10 protein-coding genes are annotated in these 19,965 nt (G+C 34.1%); 5 read left to right on the plus strand and 5 right to left on the minus strand.

From position 1 onward, the window contains the following. Positions 1-5: 5 nt before the first annotated feature. From pdhA to porU, 4 genes are all read right to left on the minus strand, one after another. Complete coding sequence (pdhA, locus tag EG814_RS12010) at positions 6-1,004, minus strand: pyruvate dehydrogenase (acetyl-transferring) E1 component subunit alpha (protein ID WP_125722186.1); 999 nt, start codon at positions 1,002-1,004, stop codon at positions 6-8. A 159-nt stretch (positions 1,005-1,163) separates the two neighbouring features. Beyond that, the gene (cdd, locus tag EG814_RS12015) at positions 1,164-1,646 is read right to left on the minus strand and encodes a cytidine deaminase (RefSeq protein ID WP_125722187.1); all 483 of its coding nucleotides are present in this window, start codon (positions 1,644-1,646) and stop codon (positions 1,164-1,166) included. A gap of 79 nt (positions 1,647-1,725) precedes the next feature. Further along, positions 1,726-2,931, minus strand: coding sequence for a type IX secretion system outer membrane channel protein PorV (gene porV, locus EG814_RS12020; protein ID WP_125722188.1), 1,206 nt, complete (start codon positions 2,929-2,931; stop codon positions 1,726-1,728). A 41-nt stretch (positions 2,932-2,972) separates the two neighbouring features. Then, the gene (gene porU, locus EG814_RS12025; RefSeq protein WP_125722189.1) at positions 2,973-6,809 is read right to left on the minus strand and encodes a type IX secretion system sortase PorU; all 3,837 of its coding nucleotides are present in this window, start codon (positions 6,807-6,809) and stop codon (positions 2,973-2,975) included. A gap of 213 nt (positions 6,810-7,022) precedes the next feature. Between porU and gldJ the strand changes: the two genes are divergently transcribed. Both gldJ and EG814_RS12035 read left to right on the plus strand, forming a co-directional pair. Then, positions 7,023-8,708: a gliding motility lipoprotein GldJ gene (gene gldJ / locus EG814_RS12030; protein ID WP_125722190.1), complete on the plus strand. Its 1,686-nt coding sequence runs from the start codon at positions 7,023-7,025 to the stop codon at positions 8,706-8,708. 109 nt (positions 8,709-8,817) lie between these two features. Further along, a complete protein-coding gene (locus EG814_RS12035; RefSeq protein ID WP_125722191.1) occupies positions 8,818-10,104 on the plus strand; it encodes a UDP-N-acetylmuramoyl-tripeptide--D-alanyl-D-alanine ligase in 1,287 nt (428 codons plus the stop codon). A gap of 40 nt (positions 10,105-10,144) precedes the next feature. Here EG814_RS12035 and EG814_RS12040 read toward each other — a convergent pair whose 3' ends face one another. Beyond that, positions 10,145-13,024: a helix-turn-helix and ligand-binding sensor domain-containing protein gene (locus tag EG814_RS12040; RefSeq protein ID WP_125722192.1), complete on the minus strand. Its 2,880-nt coding sequence runs from the start codon at positions 13,022-13,024 to the stop codon at positions 10,145-10,147. Positions 13,025-13,368: 344 nt separating this feature from the next. Between EG814_RS12040 and EG814_RS12045 the strand changes: the two genes are divergently transcribed. From EG814_RS12045 to EG814_RS12055, 3 genes are read left to right on the plus strand one after another with little or no spacing between them, the layout of a single operon-like run. Beyond that, complete coding sequence (locus EG814_RS12045; RefSeq protein ID WP_125722193.1) at positions 13,369-16,596, plus strand: SusC/RagA family TonB-linked outer membrane protein; 3,228 nt, start codon at positions 13,369-13,371, stop codon at positions 16,594-16,596. 16 nt (positions 16,597-16,612) lie between these two features. Continuing rightward, a complete protein-coding gene (locus EG814_RS12050; RefSeq protein WP_125722194.1) occupies positions 16,613-18,325 on the plus strand; it encodes a RagB/SusD family nutrient uptake outer membrane protein in 1,713 nt (570 codons plus the stop codon). Positions 18,326-18,352: 27 nt separating this feature from the next. After that, complete coding sequence (locus tag EG814_RS12055) at positions 18,353-19,144, plus strand: hypothetical protein (protein WP_125722195.1); 792 nt, start codon at positions 18,353-18,355, stop codon at positions 19,142-19,144. Positions 19,145-19,965: the final 821 nt, after the last annotated feature.

Here is a 19,965-nt window from a genome sequence, read left to right on the forward strand (position 1 = left end):
AATTCTTATAATTTATGAGGTGTAAATGGATAGTCTTCTTGTGCGTATACTACGTCGTATAATTGCTTTAAATCTGGATAAGGAGATTCTTCAGCGAATTTTTGACATTCTTCTACTAAATCTTTAACTCTTTGGTCAATTACTTCAATTTCTGCTTCAGTAGCATATTTTTGATCTAAGATTACGTCTAAAACTTGAGTGATTGGGTCAATTTTTTTGTACTCCTCAATCTCTTCTTTAGAACGGTATAATTGTGCATCAGACATAGAGTGTCCTCTGTAACGGTACGTTTTCATTTCAAGGAAAGTTGGTCCATCTCCGCGACGCGCTCTTTCGATAGCTTCGTGCATTGCTTCAGCAACTTTTACTGGGTTCATTCCGTCAACAGGACCGCAAGGCATTTCGTAACCTAAACCTAATTTCCAGATGTCAGTGTGATTTGCAGTTCTTTCTACAGAAGTTCCCATTGCATAACCGTTGTTTTCAACGATAAATACAACTGGAAGTTTCCATAACATAGCCATATTGAAAGCTTCGTGTAAAGAACCTTGTCTAGCAGCACCATCACCAAAGTAAGTCATAGTAACACCGCCAGTGTTGAAATATTTGTCTGCAAAAGCAATACCAGCTCCCACAGGAATTTGAGCACCTACAATACCGTGTCCTCCGTAAAATCCATGTTCTTTAGAGAAAATGTGCATAGAACCTCCCATACCTTTAGAAGTTCCTGTTGCTTTTCCTAAAAGTTCTGCCATTACGTTTCTAGGATCAACTCCCATACCAATTGGCTGAACGTGGTTTCTGTAAGCAGTAATCATTTTATCTTTGGTCAAATCCATAGCGTGCAAAGCACCTGCTAATACAGCTTCCTGACCATTATATAAGTGTAGAAAACCTCTAACTTTTTGTTGTATGTATAACGCTGCAAGTTTGTCTTCAAACTTTCTCCAAAGCAGCATGTCTTCATACCACTTTAAATATACCTCTTTTGTAACTTCTTTCATCTGAATTCTTTCTTTTGCTAAAGTTGTTTGTGTTATCGATTATTGTGCCTGTAACGCAAAATAGTTTCCTCCCACAAATTTGCGCCCGAAAGGTCGGGATGCAAAAATAAGACATTACATCTAAGAAGTAAAATTTAAACGCTACTTTTTGGCTTTTTTTTACAAGAACTTTTTATCAAACATTAATGGAAGCAAATTTTTCAGGGATGAAGATTTGTAAACCTCGCCAATTTCGCCCATAAAATAGATTTCTATCGGTGTGTCTTGCTTTATTTCGTATTCTGCGATAGATTGTCGGCAGGAACCGCAGGGTGGAATAGGAGCAGTGGTCTGATTGGTGTCTGAAGCGGCTGTGATTGCCATTTTTAAGATTTTAGCTTTTGGATAAGAACTTCCTGCATAAAAAATAGCTGTCCTTTCGGCACAAAGTCCAGACGGATAAGCGGCATTTTCTTGGTTAGAACCTAAAATAACTTTTCCGTTGTCTAAAAGTAAAGCCGCGCCAACTTTAAACTTGGAATAAGGTGCGTAAGCTTTTTTTCTTATCTCGACAGCTTGATTCATTAAATCTTGAATATCGGATGGAAGTTCATTTAAATTTTCAAAAATTGTAAATGAGGTCGTTATATTAATTTCTTTCATTTGTTTTTAAGGGAAAAAAAATCCAAATTCCTAAAATGCCGGAATTTGGATTAAGTTGTTTTTATGTAGTTTTTTCTCTTTAATAGGTTTCGTATTTATCTCCAAAGTTAAACGTTAAAGAGAAACGAAGTGTGTTTTCTAAAGGATTTTTTATTTTAGATGCTGAGAATAAGTACGAAACATCGATTTTCATAATGTTGTATTTAAATCCTGCTCCTAAAGAGAAAAATTGTTTGGCACCTTTTTCTGGGCTTTCGTGATAGTAACCTAAACGCATGGCAAAAGCATCCTGATACATGTATTCTGCCGCTACACTATAGGTAACTTCTTTAATCTCTTCGCTGAAACCACCTGGAGCATCTCCAAAAGATTTAAAAACGCCTTCAAACCAGCCAATGTCGTTATAGTTTCTGTAGCCAATCTCAGTTGCTTGTTGCTGAGAAATATCTTCGGGATCATCAAAATCTCCGTCGCCATTTCCGTCTACTGGTGTTCCAATTCCTGGAGGAGTTGGAACTAAAAGTTTAGTAAGCTCTGCGCTTAAAGTAAGTTTGTTATAATCGTCAAAAATAAAATCAAATCCTCCTCCTAATCTTAAGTTGGCAGGTAAGAAGTTTGAACTTACGTCATCATTGTCATAACTAATTTTTGGCCCAAGGTTCTGAAGGTTGACACCAGCTCTCCATCTACCATTGAAATCTTGATAAGCAATTTCTTCAGACTGATAAAAAGCAGCAACGTCAACAGCAAACGAACTTGCAGAAGTAGCATCAATTTCTTCTGAGGCAACTTTTAGATTCGAATTAATAAAACGTCCGGCAACGGCCATCGAGAATTTCTCGCTTAATTTTAAGGAATACGATCCGTCTAAGGCAAACTCATTCGGATTTACTTCTCTTACCGCTTCGTTTGGATCTCCTGTGTATCTTAATTCAATTCCTCCAAAACCAAAATAACGAAAACTTCCTGCAAAAGCACTTTTTTCGTTGATTTTGTTGTAATACGTAATCTGACCTAATGAAATGTCATTGGCAAGATCTGTTAAATAAGGAGTGTAACTGATAGAAAGACCTTGCGCATCTTCAGAAAATGCATATTTGGCAGGGTTCCATTGTTGTGAGAAAACGTCTGCAGAAGTGGCGACACCTTGGTCTGCCAAACCTGCTGCTCTAGCATCAGCAGCGACTAATAAAAAAGGAACTCCAGTAACAATTGGCCTTGATTCCTGTGCCTTTGAGTTGTAAATGCTAAAAATACAAATTAATAAAAGTGATAGTTTTTTCATTTATGGGACTTATGTTTTTGGTGGTGCAAATATATATAATATTATAGGATGACAAGCTTTTCGTATTTTTCTGCTTTTTTATTTGTTAAATTTGATTTTACAGTCAGTTTGTAAATATACACTCCTTTTCCGATTTTGTCACCAAAATCGTCTCTTCCGTCCCATGTTATTTCGCGTGATAAAAAACCTTCTGTTGTAATGGTCTGGTTTTTTGTCCAAACTACTTTTCCGGTAATGGTCATTACCTGCACTTGTGCTTCTAATGGTTCATAAGGTCTGTTGTGCGAAAACCAGAATTGCGTATAAGTCGAAAAAGGATTTGGATAATTAAGAACGTGCGATAATGTAAGCGAATCGTCTCCTACAACTGTAAATTGAATTTCACTCGTAACAGGATTGTTGTAAACATCCCAAGCGGTAAAACTTATAGTATGCAGTCCAGGAGCCAAATTTCTAAACGGAAAACGTAAATTTCCGTTGGTGTAATCGTCTAATTTTGTCTGATAATAATCATTCAGAATATAAGGATTACTTACATCTCCATCTAGAATAGCGACAATATCGTGTCCGATTCCGCTTGCGGTATTTATTCCATTTTCATCTTCTAAAAATGCCAAAAGAAAAGGCGATTCATTTGTTATTCCGCCAGATACAAAAGTTTCATCGTTCATATATAACTGCACTTTTGGACTTATATTGTCCTGAGGTGCATTTTCGTTAATTCCTCCGATTTTTATGCTATTATTATAGCCAGTTTGATTTTCTAAAGATTCATTTTTCTTAGAATAAAAACTAATTCTTCCGTTGTCTACAGGAATTCGAATGTCTCTAGGAACTACAAAACTAAATTCGAATTGTCCATTAGTAACAGACGCATTTCCTCTAAAAATGGTTTCTCCCAAAGTTTTAAATTGCATTGGAGGGCTAAAACCATCGTTGTTTAAAGTAGTATTTGTAATTAGTTTGTCGAAAATAGCAGTAGCTAATTCGCCATTATAATTGCTCAAAAGGGTGTTGTTTTCGTCTGTGATATCTCCAGAAATTTTAATTTTTGATAATGATTTTAAATCAGGAATTGCCTGCGAAATCACAATGTCATTTACTTTTGTTAAATTGATTCTCGGTTTTGCAATGGCAAGCATTAAAGCGGGATCGCCTATGTAAAAGACTACATTGCTGGCAGAGCTCGGATTTTCGTTTTTGGATATTCTTAAAGATTCTGCAATAGAATTGTACTGATTGGAACCGTAAGAAAGAAGATTTTTGCTAAGGGTTTTATTGAAATCTTCCGCATTGGTCTGGCCAATTTCGCGAACAGTGGTCAGCATCGAAATTGCGCCTCCTTTCGGATTCCAAAAAACATATTCGCCTGCAGTTGGTCTTGTAGGATCGTCGAAACGGGAAAACTCACAGGTAATTGTAATAAATAATGGATATTTATATTGATTGGTAAGATTTTGTCCATCTGATTTCTCCCAGATTCTTTCGCTGGCTAATCCGTCCTCGCCTCCGTGTCCTAAATAATTGAATATTAAAGCCCCTTTTTCAAAAGCATTAAAAAAATCGGTTCTTGCTTTAGGGTATCGCGATCCGCCCGCTGAGGCTTCTTGTGTGTAAGCATCTAAAAATATTTTATCAATATTAAAAAAAGGTTTTTCGGTTGCGATTTGATCTGCAAGAGCGTTTTGGTTAGCCTGCAATGTCCGATCGCTAGCTCTATCAGAATCATCGCTAATTAAGACTATGTTGTTTCTCCAATTCCCGTATGATTTAGTATCGTAATATTCCAGCACTTTATTAACCATTTCTTGTGCCTGTGCATTGTCTGAAACCAGCATTCTTCCTATAGCAATATCAATTCCGGCAAGAGACGGAATAATAACTCCTTCGTCGGAATCCATCAATCCATAAAAATCATCAGAAGGAAATGAAGCTTCTCCGACTGTATTACTTATTAAGGACTGATATATAGGTACAATATTAGTATTGTTTGAAATTCGGTCTTTATAATCAAATGAAGCATCTCCAAATAGATTGACATAACGAACTCTTTTTTCTGAAGAAGAAGCATTGTCATAAATGTATTTGATGCAATTTCTAATAGCGGCGATGTCTTGTTTTCCAGAAGAAAATTCTTGATAGATATTTTCTAATGCAATAACTTTTGTATTTAAATTGGAATTTGTTCTATGAAAACTAGCTAATCTTTCGGCTTGTGAAACTAAAGATTTTGGAGTTAGAATGATGTAATCAATGTCTTGAAAAGTATTTTGATTGTTTCTGAAAATTGTTCCTTTTAAATTCTGATTAGCAATTTTTGACTGATTTTCTTTAAGTGGAACATAATAATCGGATGGATCAATAGCGATGTATTTTCTAATTTCTCCCAAATTAGCCTTAAAGCTAAACGAAGCCTGATTGGCAGTTTCTATTTTAGATACATTATATAGGTCTGTAACATCCCAAATTTGAGTTATTCCCGAGGCGTTTGCAATGGTGTAATTTGCTATTCCTGCTGTAGAGCCGGCAGCGTTGTATTGAAAATGAAATTGTTTGCCTATTCCTAAAAGTTTTCTTTTTGCAGTCAGATTAATGTAATCTAGGTAGCCTTTTGATCCTGGCACACCATTATTATTATAGGTCAGTTTTATATTGATATTGTCTGCTCCAGTAAATTGAGTGTTCGACGGTAATTTGCCTGTAGTATATTTAGTGTCAGAATTTGCTATTAGAGGCGAAAAATTTATAGTTCCTGCATTTTGACCGTTTGCAGTTATCGCAAAAGAAGTGCTGGTTAAGGATGCTGATGCTGCACTAACCTCTATTTTTACTGGGACAGTTGTATCTAAATTTGGAAAGCTAAAGGAGAATTCTTGTTCCTGATTAATTTCAAAAGCTTCTCCGAGCCATTGGCGGCCAAGATGAACAATATTGATTTGATCAATTTCGTGATATTGATAGTCATCAAACGTGTTTAGCTCTAAATTGCTATTGCCAACAGGCTGATTCAGGTTTTGAATTCTTTTTCCATCACTTCCAGAAGCAGTTATATAATAATAAGATTTGGTATCGTATAAATTTAAATTGGTCTGACTTTCTGAACTCCAATTATCAGTTCCTTCTGCATAAAAAAGAACATAGTCTTCATTGTTGAAAACGCCATCATTTTCGCCTGCTATTTGTATCGCGTTTTCTGTTAAATCGTCGGGATAATAAGCATTGTTGGCAAGAGGGAGCATTCTCCCGCCGTTGCCATATATTTTTAGTTTTCTGGGATCAATTCTAGAAGGATCAATTCCTAAGCTTTGTAAAAAAGACCTATCTATTCTATAAACGCCCGATTTTTCGATGTAAAATCGGTACCAATCTCCTGTAGCCAAAACAGAATTTGAAATTGCTGCTGATTTTTGAAAGGAAGAAGCGTTTGAAAGTCTTGTGGTTGTGTTGCTAATAAAGTAAGAAAATGATTTTATACGTTTGTAGCTATTTCCTTCCTTAATTATAGGCGACAAAGAAAGAAAAGTATATTTTATATCTCTTGCATTTGTAACAATGACAGTTTCATTTGGTTTTTCTGGCATATTTTCAGGTGATAAATCTCCTAAATCTGCTCTGGTAATTGACTCGTAAATGATATTACTGATCTGTACAGAACTGCTGCTTGAGACGTTTGATTGGTTCAAGTTCTGGAGGAATGTTATGCTTTTTTTGGTAATGTCAAAGCGAAAACTGCTTCCCGAGAAGTACGGAATTATGATTTTATTTTCGCCATAATTTATCTCTTTTTTATTCTGCCAATCTATCGTAACAGTCCCATTTATCTGGGAATAGGAAAGAATTGGAATAAGGAAAAGAAAGATAAGTATTACTTGTTTCATAGGTTTAAAAAGCGAAATTTAATCAAAAAATAATTAGTAAGTAAAAATATAGTATTTCATGTTACAGTAAATAATAAAAAGTATATTTTTGCGTTCGTAACTAAAGGTTATTTTCTGGGAAAAAACAGCGAAATAAAATTATTAGAACAGATGTTGCCAATTAAATGTTAATTATTATATTGCAGCACCTAAATTTATCACCTAAGAATGAGTATGAAAGTAAACAAAATTGTAGTCTTGCAATTAATGATGTCAATAGTATTGATGTTGGGCACGGCTAGTTGTAGCAAAAAATCGAGTTCCTCTCACGCTTCTCGAGCGACTGGCTGGGATGTTGATAGTCAGAATGGAACTTCTGCCAGAAATGCAGGAAAAAAACAACAGGCTGGTCCTGGTTTGGTTTTTGTTGAAGGAGGTACGTTTACTATGGGTAAAGTACAGGATGATGTTATGCACGATTGGAATAACACGCCAACTCAACAACACGTTCAATCATTCTATATGGATGAAACCGAAGTTACAAACGGTATGTACTTAGAATACCTAGAGTGGTTAAAGAAAGTTTTTCCACCAACAGAAGAAAATTACAAGAATATTTACGAAGGAGCATCTCCTGATACATTAGTTTGGAGAAATCGTTTAGGATACAATGAAACGATGACTAATAACTATTTAAGACACCCATCTTATGCTAACTATCCTGTAGTTGGTGTTAACTGGATTCAAGCAGTTGAGTTTAGTAAATGGAGAACAGACCGTGTAAACGAGGCTGTTTTAGAGAAAAGCGGTTATCTTAAAAAAGGCGCAAAAACAAATGATGTAAGTGCTGAAAGTTTATTTAATACTGAAGCTTACCTTGCTTCTCCATCTACTACTTATGGTGGAAATGAAGAATTAGTATTAAAGAAAAACCCTAACGGAAGAAAACCTAGAGCTGGTAAAGACGGTGTAGTTCCTGAAGAGAAAAATGTTTATGCTCAGCGTTCATCTGGTGTTATTTTACCAGAATATAGACTTCCTACTGAAGCAGAATGGGAATATGCAGCTGCTGCAGATGTTGGACAAAGAGAATACAATATCTATAAAGGACAAAAGAAATATCCTTGGTCTGGAGATTATACACGTTCTAACAAACGTAAAAATAAAGGTGACCAATTGGCTAACTTTAAACAAGGAAATGGTGATTACGGTGGAATTGCAGGTTGGTCAGATGACGGGGCTGATATCACTAATGAAGTAAAAAGTTATGCACCAAACGATTTCGGTCTTTATGATATGGCTGGAAACGTAGCAGAATGGGTAGCAGACGTTTACAGACCTATTATCGATAACGAAGCAAATGATTTCAACTACTACAGAGGAAACCAATACGCTAAGAACAAAATTGGTAAAGATGGTAAACTTGAAATTATCTCTACTTCAAACATTAAATATGATACTTTAAGTAACGGTAAAGTTATTGCAAGAAACCTTCCAGGTGAAATTGCTCAAGTACCGGTTGACGAACAAGAAACATATTTAAGAACAAATTTCAGTACAAGCGACAATATCAATTACAGAGATGGTGATAAACAATCTTCAAGATATTTTGACTTTGGAGATTCTGAATCAGGATCAAAAGCAGATCAAGCAATGTACAATTCTCCAAAACATAATATCACTACTGATAGTCTAGGGAAAATGATCAGAAAGTATGATAACTCTAGTAAACGTACAACTTTAATCGACGATAAAGTAAGAGTTTACAAAGGAGGTTCTTGGAGAGATAGAGCTTACTGGTTAGATCCAGCTCAAAGAAGATACTTCCCTCAAGATATGGCAACTGATTATATTGGTTTCAGATGTGCAATGTCTAGAGTAGGTTCTAAAGCAGAAAAAAGAAAATCTCCTAGAAACTAAATTCTAGAAAATCAATAAAAAAAATTCCAAATTCCAACTGAATTACTCAGCTTTTGGAATTTGGAATTTTTTTATTGCTTATTTATTATAATGTAAATAATTTTTATAAATGAATATTCAAGACATTCATAACTTGTTTTTACAGTGCAGTTCTTTGTCTATAGATACAAGAAAAATCGAAAAGAATTCGATGTTTTTTGCTATTAAGGGAGAGAATTTTGATGCTAATACATTTGCTAAAGAAGCGTTAGATTTAGGTGCTTTATTTGTTGTTATAGACAATGAATCTTATTTTATTGACGATCGGACTATCTTGGTAAAAAACAGTTTGGAAACACTTCAAGAATTGGCAAAATTTCATCGAACTTATTTGGCGCTTCCAATTGTTGCCTTGACTGGCAGTAACGGAAAAACGACAACAAAAGAATTAATCAATGTTGTGCTGTCAAAAAAGTTTAAAACAAAAGCTACTATTGGAAACTTAAACAATCATATTGGGGTGCCTCTAACACTGCTTTCTTTTACAAAGGAAACTCAAATCGGAATTGTTGAAATGGGGGCGAATCATCAAAAAGAAATAGAATTCTTATGCCAAATTGCTCAGCCTGATTTTGGCTATATAACCAATTTTGGAAAAGCGCATTTAGAAGGTTTTGGTGGAGTTGAAGGCGTAATTGCGGGTAAGAGTGAAATGTATCAATATCTTGCAGCAAACCAGAAAACAGTTTTTGTTAATCTGGAAGATCCTATTCAGATCGAGAAATCGAAAGGAATTAAATCATTTACTTTCGGAGTAAAAAAAGAAAATGCAGATTTGAATATTCAGAATATTAAAGCAAATCCTTTTGTTGCTATTGATTATAATAATTTTGGAATCGAATCTCATTTAATAGGCCTTTACAACGCCAATAATATCAATGCGGCTGTAGCAATTGGAAAATATTTTGAGGTCAAAGAAAGTGATATAAAGAGTGCTATTGAGAATTATATTCCGGCAAACAATAGATCTCAAATGATGCAGAAAGGTTCTAATGAAATCATTTTAGATGCCTATAATGCTAATCCGAGTAGTATGGCAGTAGCAATTACCAATTTTCTGCAATTGGACAAGAAAAACAAGATTATGATTCTTGGTGATATGTTCGAATTGGGAGAGGAAAGCCTTTACGAGCATAAAGTTATTGTTGATTCTTTGGTTGTTCAAGATCAGGCATTATGTTTCTTAATTGGAAAATCGTTTTATGCAAATCTTGTTTCAGATGAAAATGTAAAGTTTTTTGAAACCTTTGACGCATTTTCATCGTTTTTAGAAACCTTTCGATTTAATTCTAACATGATATTGATAAAAGGTTCGCGAGGCATGGCCTTAGAACGAACTTTAGAATATATTTCATAAAAAAAATAAGCCATTCTCCGTAGCGAATGGCTTATTTTTTTTAAATGCTCATTAAGAATCCAATCAGGTTTTCTTTTTTGTTTAGCCCTAACTTTTTTCTTAGACGATAACGAGCCAATTCTACACCGCCTGTTGAAATATTCATAATTTCGGCTATTTCTTTTGTAGACATATTCATTAATAAATAAGTCGATAAATCTAATTCTCGAGGCGAAATCGTCGGATATTGTCCCTTCAAGCGTTTCAAAAACTCAAAATGCACGTTTTTAATGTGCTTTTCCAAGTCCTTCCAGCTTTTATCGGTATTCACTTCTTTTACAATGCTTTTGTGCAGTTTGCTAAACTCGGCTTTTGTAGTTTCATCTAATATTCCGGTATCAATATCTTTCAATTTATGAATGATTCCGTTTAATACTTTGTTCTTTTTTACAACCTGTAAAGAGTTGTTTACTAGTTCTTTATCTTTTGCTAATATTTTTATCTGAAGTTTATCGTTCTTCAGTTTTTCAATTTCTTTTTCTAAATCATGCTGTTCATGTCTGATTTTTGATTCCTTTTCTAAATATAGTCTTCTCTGTTCGATGGTTTCATAATATCTGTTTTTTCTAATCTTGAGCTTAACTCTAACCGAAATCAAATAAGCGCCAAGTAAAATGAGTATCAGATAAAATAAATAAGCTAAAAAGTGTCTGTACCAAGGCGGAGAAACTGTAAATTCAACCTCAGTAACGTTCGATTCGATGCCATAACTGTTTCTGGCTTTCAGTTTCATTACATAATTTCCCTCTCTTAAGTTCGTATATTCTTTTATGGCTGTAGACGACCATCCGCGCCAGTTTTCTTCAAAAGGCTCCAGTTTATAGGAGTACATTACGTTTTCTTGATTTTCGTATGTTGGCGATGCAAAAGTAAATTTTACCCTATTGTATTTATACGGTATGCTGTATGAATCCAGTTTGTTGGGCAAATTACCAGTTAAGATAGTATCTCCTGGATTCGAAAAACTTTCGATAAAAGCTTTTGGCTTTGTCATAAAAGTATTTGGTATTGTCGAATTATAATGCGCCAAACGATCTGTTAATCCTATAAAAATATTTTGAGGATCTATTGTATTTACTGAAATATAATTGTTTACCAAATTTCCAGTTAAGTTGGAAAATATGGCTTGTTTTTTTGTAAAAGTGCCGTTTTTGTTTTTAACCAATACCCCTAGCGATTCGTTAAATGAATACCATAGATTTCCTGCCGAATCTTCAATTAAAGTATTAATTGTTGGGATGCCGTTAAATAAATTGGTAATTTTTTTATCTTCAAAAAAGGCTTCCTGCTCTACAGAATATCTGTAAAAGTGGTTTTTTACTTGAAAATAGACTTTATTATTGATGTTCTGGAGACTATTTACTCCTTTGTATTTTTCGGTTATGTTAACGTGTTTTTTAACAAAATCAAATCTCTTTAGATCTTCAGACAATTTTACCTGGTATAAGAAAGGGTTTTTCTTCATCCATAAGTAATTTGCGTCTATTTCTACAGAAAAATTATTGGTTGTTTCGTCAAAACCTTTAACCTGATGTAAAAAATCATATCCAGTGGCAGATCGTTTAAAAACTGAAAATCCATTATAACTTTCGCCTATTATATGATTTTCGTGATCAGGTATTTTCTTGAATCCAAAATATCCCTTATTGTCCAGTATTTTAGATACCTTATTGTTTTCAATAATTAATGCCCCGCTGTTGCTGGCACATATTAGTACATTGTTTAAGACTTGGATGTTCCAAACTTGGGAGATAGTTCCTTCGACTCTTTTAAACGGACTGTCTTTAAAAGAATCTCCCCAAGAATGATAAAATAGTCCTTGGTTTGTTGCTACGTAAAGATTTCCGTTATATGTCGTCGAAGCGTATACTGTACCTATATTATAACTGTAATCAAAGTAAGAAAAGGGAGAATTTTCATTTATAAAAGTAATTCCGTTATCAAGTCCAAGCCAGATATTGCTTTTATTGTCAACAAATGAAGCTAAAATCGTATTGTTTTGAATTCCTTTTTGTCGATTTAAATGTTGAATTATTTTTCCATTTAAATCACAAATAATAGCCCCGTCTAATACCGAATTGAGTATTATAAACTTGTTTTTAATAATTGATCCGCCAAGCGAAGTATTCTTTTTGATAAATTCATTGGCTTCAGTTGCCCACGGTTTAATAACGCCGTTTTCTGAAACAAAAAGCCCTTTTTCTAAAGTTGCGTAAAGTAATTTATTGTTTGATAATGGAAAAAGAGACCATATCTCCTTGTCGTTAAAAACTGTAGTGCCTTTTATTGCTGTAAGCCTTCTGTTTTTATATTCTAGCACGCCTAAGGTCTTGTCTTGAAAGTACAAACGGTTGTTGACTAAAAAGGAAAATTGAAATTTGTGAGGAGCGGTAAGAGTAGTAACTTTTTCATTTTTTAGAAAAAAGACCTTGCTGAACGATTGAAAAATAATTTCTCCATTGAAAATATGAATTCTCCAGATTAAATTAATGTTTTCCTTGTCTATTGGACTTAATAAATTATAGAGAGAGTAGTATTTTAAAATTCCTTTACCATCATTTTTGAAGTATCCAAATTCATTATTACCTCCAACAAATATTCTTCCTAAAGCATCAATTTTTAAGCTTCTAATCTCAGATTTATTCGGTAAAGAGTATTTGTGCCAATTTGAACCATCAAATTGAATTAGACCGCTATTGTTGGCAAAATAGATATTGCCATTTTTATCCTGATCAATACTCCAGTTTTGAGTTCCGCCTTTGTATTCTGACCTTTTATAATTTTTAATATCTGGAATTCCAATGTTTTTTACCTGCGAAAAACCTTTAAAAAATAAGAAAAATAGCAGAATAAATGTAATAAGCCGAACTGTGGATTTCATAAAATTTTAAATATATTTTTATTAGAAATGCTTTATTTTGATTTTAAATTATTGATTTATCAATCGTTACAAATATTGTTTTTTGAATTTTTTTTAAATTACAACGTAATAGTTGTCAATATGCAAATGTAATATACGTTTTTTTTAATTAACATTTTTATAACAAAATTTTCTAAAGTTTAAAATGCAGTAAATTAATTAGTTAAAAAACAAATGTTGTGTTTTTGTAGTGTCTTAATATTTAGTTTGAAGTGTTTTTGTAAAGAATTTTAATCTCAAATTATTGAAATTTAACATTATCATTGCATTAAATTACTAATTAATTAACCAAAATTTTTAGAAAAATGAAATTGACAAAATTATTTATTTTTTGTATTTCGTCTTTACTGTTTTCTGTAGTCGCATTAGCTCAAGATGTGACGATAAACGGAACCATTAATGATGAAAGTGGATTACCCGTCCCAGGTGCGACGGTTTTAGTAAAGGGAACCAATAAGGCCACTGCATCTGACTTTGATGGGAAATTTCAGATTAGTGCTCCCGCTAACGGAACTTTGACAATCACTTTTGTTGGTTTTGAAACTGTAAATGAGGCAATAGGCGGAAGAACAAAGCTTAATATTGCTCTTAAAGCAGTATCTCAAAGTTTAAATGAAGTTGTGGTTATCGGATACGGTACACAAAAGAAAGCCTTAATTACTGGTGCTTCTTCCAATTTCAAAGGAGAAACTTTACAGGAATTAAACACAGGATCTGCAATGGAGGCACTTCAAGGTATTGCGCCTGGTATTAGTATTACAAGAAACAGCGGTGCGCCGGGTGCAGGTACAAAAGTTACGATTCGTGGACTTGGTACAGTTGGAAACTCAAATCCGTTGTATATTGTAGATGGTGTTACTGTTGGTAATATTGATTATCTAAGTCCATCGGATATTGAATCTCTTGATGTTTTGAAAGATGCGGCTTCTGCAGCTATCTACGGTTCGAGAGCTGCAAACGGAGTAGTTTTGGTTACTACTGTTAAAGGTCGTAAAGGAAGACCAGCTAAAATTAGTTATGATTCTTTTTTCGGGATTCAAAATATTTATAAAAACTTAGATCCTTTAAATGCGCAAGAATACATGTACATCATGGACGAAGGGCGTGTTAATGACGGACTTGCACCACATGACTGGCAAGCTATATTAACAAACAATAGCTGGTTAGAAACAAATTACCCAGGAGCTGGAGTTCAGTATGGTACTGAAATTTGGAATAATCTTCAAAATGGTTGGACAGGTACAAATTGGATTAATGAAATGTCTAAAAAGAATGCTCCTGTTGTTAACCATGCACTTAATGTAACAGGAGGTAGTGAAGATATTACTTATTCATTAGGACTTTCTTACTATGATCAAGATGGTATTATTGGAGGTAATCTTGTAGATGCTGGATTTAAAAGATTGACTGCAAGAATCAATACTCAAATGGTGCTAAAAAAGAATGAAAGCCATAGTATAATTACTGTTGGTGAGAATGTTACTTTTACAAGTTCTCAAAATAGAGGAGTTTCAAATGGAAATATCTATGGTAATGATTTACATAATGCTTTAACTCAAAATCCATTACAGCCTGCATATTGGGCGCCTGGGATTGAGAGAAATATAAGCGAATTTGGTTTTTCACCAACTTTAGATGGTTTATCTACTAATCAAACTAATCCTTTGGCGGTATTATATTACAGAAGTAATTATAGCTATCCTAAAGATTATAAAATTGCAGGAAACGTTTTTGTAGAAATTGAGCCTGTTTCTAATTTGAGATTTAAATCGGTTTTTGGTATTGATTCTTGGTTTGGACAAGGCAGATCTATGAACCCGGTTTATCATTTAGGAGTTTTGTATAATGATGCCGTTGACGGCGCTTCACAGAATTCTTATTTTGGAGCAAATTCTACTTGGACCAATACACTTTCTTATCAGAAACAATTTGGAAATCACAATGTGAATGCTGTTATCGGAATCGAGCAGATCAAAAATGTGGTTAACAATGAGATAAGCGGTTCTAGAAATGGACTTTTATATCCTGGTGACCCAAGATATGCTTATTTAAATAATACTAAAAGCCCTACTTCAATATCAGACATTAACACAAACGGGTTTGATTATGCTGCTGGTGGCGGTGGTATTATGTCTTATTTTGCAAGAGCGCAATATGACTACAAAGAAAAATACCTTCTTTCTGCTGTTATACGTCGAGATGGTTCTTCTAATTTTGGTAACGGTTACAAATACGGTAATTTTCCTTCAGTATCTGCGGGTTGGGTTATTTCAAAAGAAGAATTTATGTCTAGCACTTCAAGTGTACTTAATTTCTTAAAACTAAGAGGAAGCTGGGGACAAAATGGAAACCAAGCTATTAATCCATTTTATTATTCTTCTACAATTGCATACGCATTTCCTGGATACTTTTTTGGAGATACAAAACCAGTTTCTGGACCAACGTCATATCCTGCGAGAGTACCAAATCCGTCTGTTAGCTGGGAGACATCAGAACAGTTAGATTTAGGATTTGATGCAAGTTTATTTAATTCAAGATTAGGTATTACATTCGACTGGTATAACAAAACCACAAGAGATTGGTTAGTAGAAGCTAAACCTCCAGGAACTTCTGGTGCAGCACCTCCTTTCATCAATGGTGGAGATATTGAAAATAAAGGTTTTGAAATCTCTGTAAGCTGGAAAGATAAAATAGGTGATTTTAAATACGGACTTACTCTGAGCGGTGCAGCAAATAAAAACAAAGTTACAAGAGTTGCAAATGCTGATGGTATAATTCACGGTCCAAGCCACGTATTATCGCAAGGAACTTCTGAAATTTCTAGAGCACAAATTGGTTATCCAATTGGATATTTTTATGGATTTAAAACTGCTGGGATTTTGCAGAATCAGCAAGAAGTTGATGCTTATGTAGGTCCAGGCGGACAGCCATATTTTGCAGATCAGCGCCCTGGAGACGTTCGTTTTGTAGATTTAAACAATGATGGTAAAATTGATGAAAATGACAAAACAATGTTAGGAGATCCAAATCCAGATTTTCAGTTAGGTATTCAATTAAATTTTGAGTATAAAAATGTTTATTTGAACACTACAATGGCTGGAAAATATGGAATGCAGATCATGCAGTCTTATAGATCATTTTCTGATATGCCAAAACAAAACTATACATCAGATGTCTTTGATCGTTGGCATGGTGAAGGCACTTCAAACAAAATGCCACGTTTAAGTGCAGTATCAAATAGAAACACAAACGAAATATCTGATATCTACATGCAAAATGCCGATTATTTGAGAATTAATAATTTGACTATAGGGTATAATTTTAATGAAATATTGAAAGATGTTAAGTTTATGAGTAATCTAAAATTTTATGTTGCAGTAAATAACTTATACACATTTACTAAATATGATGGTATGGATCCAGATGTTCGTTGGGGAGGAGATAGCAATAACTTTCAATGGGCTTCAGGAATTGACTTAGGTTTATATCCACAATCGAGAACAGTAATGTTTGGATTTAGTGCAGATTTTTAATATTAATACAATCGAAATGAAAAAACTTAAATATATTATAGCGGTCTCAGTAATTTTTATCGCATCGAGTTGTGATGATTATCTGGATCAGGATAATCTTGGAGAAAAAGATGTTAAGTCTTACTATAAGACTCCAACAGACATTGAAGAAGCAATGTCAGGTGTTTACAATGCTCTTTATACCGTAGGAATTCATAGTGAGGAGCAAGTTGCTGCAAACTTGATGGATAATATGATGCTGGGCGGTGGAGGTCCTGATGATAAAACTGCAAAATGGGTTGATAATTTTGAAGACCCGGTTGAAGACACTTATCACGACATGTGGAAACAATCGTATAATGGTATTTCAAGAGCAAATGCTATTATAGAAGCAGTTCCGGGAACAGATTTTTCTGCCTATTTTAAAACTGCTATCGAAGCAGAAAATTTTAAAAAGCAGGCATTAGGAGAAGCTTTATTTATGAGAGCGTTCTTCTACTTCAGACTGGCTAAGTTTTTTGGTGGAGTACCACTTATTATGACATACGATGCAGATAGATATGTAGCAAGATCAACCTATTCTGAAACTTTTGCTGTTATAGCTTCTGACTTAAAAGCTGCAATAGAGACAATGCCAGCTACACCTTTTACTAGTATTCCGACATCTAGATACGGACATGCTAACAAATGGGTTGCTGAAGCATATCTAGGGCGTGTGTACTTGTTTTATACAGGTTATATGACCAATATTGAAAAACAAGCAACTACAGATTTACCTCTAGTAGACGGAGGCAGTATAACTGCAACGCAAGTAGCTACTTATTTGGATGACTGTATTAATAATAGTGGACATAAATTAGCATCTGATTTTAGAAATCTTTGGCCTTATTCTTATGTAAATAAAAGTGCAGGGACAAATGTATTGCCTTGGGCAGCTACAGAAGGACTGGCATGGGTTGGACAAGACGGTGCTGCCCCAACCTTTGGGACAGGAAATTTAGAAACAATGTTTGTGCAAAGATTTTCTTTTGGAGATTGGAATTGGAGTAATGGTACTGGTAATATCTACACAAATAGACTTGCTTTGTTTAACTCTTTACGTGGAAATTCTTTAGTACCGTTTGGAGAAGGATGGGGTTGGTGTACCGTGAATCCCAAATTATACGCTGGATGGTCAGACCTTGATCCTAGAAAGAAAGGATCAATACTAGAAGTTGGAAGACCAGAACAGGGAACAGGAGGTTATGCGAAAGACAAAGGAGATCACGAAACAGGTTATTTTAATAAAAAATATACTTCGTTACAGCATAATGATGGTACGGGAACTAATAAGGGTATGTTTGTTCAGATGTACGCTTGGAATAATGCAGATATGCAGTTAATGCATGCTCAGGATTTTATATATATGCGTTTCGCCGATGTTTTATTAATGCATTCTGAAATTACTAAAACAGCAGACGGGATGAATTTAGTGCGTGCAAGGGCAAAATTAGGTCCAGTTGGATATTCGCTTGAAGCAATAAAAGAAGAGCGTTTGCATGAACTTGCTTTTGAGGCGTTACACTGGTTTGATTTAATTAGATGGGGTGATGTCGACGCAGCATTTAATGATGTAATACAAGTTAGAAATTCTGGTGTTGACGCTAATTACAGTGTAAAATACAGACCTGAAACTAAAGGTTTGGTTCCAATTCCGGAAACAGAAATGAGAATATTAAACGGAGTTTATACGCAAAATCCAGGTTGGTAATAGTAATAACCATTAATAATTATAAAGATGAAAATTCATAATATAAAATATTTACTAATTGCTGTGTTTGCGCTTGTCTTTTCAGCGTGCGACCCGATAGTAGATGAGCAGCATTTGACGAATTCTACAGACGTTGCTGGTGTTGATTTGAAAGTTACTCACAGTACACCTGGAGGTAATAAAATTACTTTGACTATGGATACGCCAGGAGTTGTAGGATATTGGAACTATAACTTAGGAAAAGCCCTAACCAATGAAACAACAATTGTATATCCAATACCAGGTAAGTCTACGTTTACATTTGTAGGATCTTTGGGAGGTGAATTTTTCACCAAAACTCTAGATGTGCAGATTGATCAATTGGATACTCGTTTAGAACAAGATTGGTACGATTTGGTAAGTGAGAATACTGCAGAAGGCAAAACTTGGGTTTTTGACGGTGCAGCTGGAACAGGTGCATTTTACTGGTTTATGTCGCCTCCTGACAACCCTGATTCTGCTATGAGTGCGTGGTGGAATGCTGGAGATTGCTGTCCACCGTTAGATGTTGCAGGAAAAATGCACTTCGATTTAAATGGAGCAGCAAATTATAATCATTATCAAACAGCTACGGCAGCAGCTGAAAAAGGAAGCTTTGTTTTGGATATTGCTAATAAAAAGCTATTCATTCAGAATTCAAAGATTTTAGGATATGAAGCAGGAAATACTGCTAATGAGTATAATGTTATTACACTTACAGAAGACAAGTTGGTATTATATGTGCCAAGAAGTTTAAAAGATCCAGGAACAGGTTGGACATTTGTGTACAAACCACAATAATAATATTTTGTGTTAGTTATTTCGAAAAAGGAAGACTAAAAAATTCCTTTTTCGAATTTCAAACAATTGTGCTTGACTTGTAGAAACAAGCATATAAGGTTTAAACTATGGTTAGTTTAAGTTAAGTTTATTGCCTGGGTAGCCCATAATTTTAATTATGGGCTATTTTTTTTGTCTTCATTTTTCCATTATTCAATTTTGCTAAAGAGTATCATTTACAAGGCATAAATAGCTTTGTAATGGCTTATAATGCCTTCCATGATTCATTTCTGAGCTGTATTCCGATAGGATGCCTTTTTATTTATATTTAAGAGCAGTATAAAGCAAATAAAAGAACACAAATAGATTGTTTTTACTTCCCTTTAGCCCTTTTATCTGGTTTCCTTTAGTATTATATAATCTTCAAAATTATCCTTGTAAGCAAAGAAAAACTATTAGCTTAGAATCTGCTCTAAAATTACACTTCCTTACTCTTCTGCATTAAAAAATGACATTTTTTCGACTTTTTCAAGGGCCAACTCTCAATAAAAGCACGTTATATTTTAGTTAAAAGTAAATAATTTCGTGTAAAATTTTATAAAATAAGTTTTTTCTTTCAATAAAAGATTTTATCAATAATGTAAAAAAAGTAGGGTAAAAATATCATATTCTCTGTTTTGTCATTTTTTCAAAATAAGATGATTTTATTGTTTTAATTACTTGATTAATAAGTGTTTAAATGTAGTTTAGAAGTACTACCACGTTGTAGTATAGATGATTTTAATACATTATTTATTAAAAATTGAAGTGTAGTGTTATTTTATAAAATTAACTTTTCTTTA

This window comes from Flavobacterium ustbae (genome assembly GCF_003946915.1).
Taxonomy (GTDB): domain Bacteria; phylum Bacteroidota; class Bacteroidia; order Flavobacteriales; family Flavobacteriaceae; genus Flavobacterium; species Flavobacterium ustbae.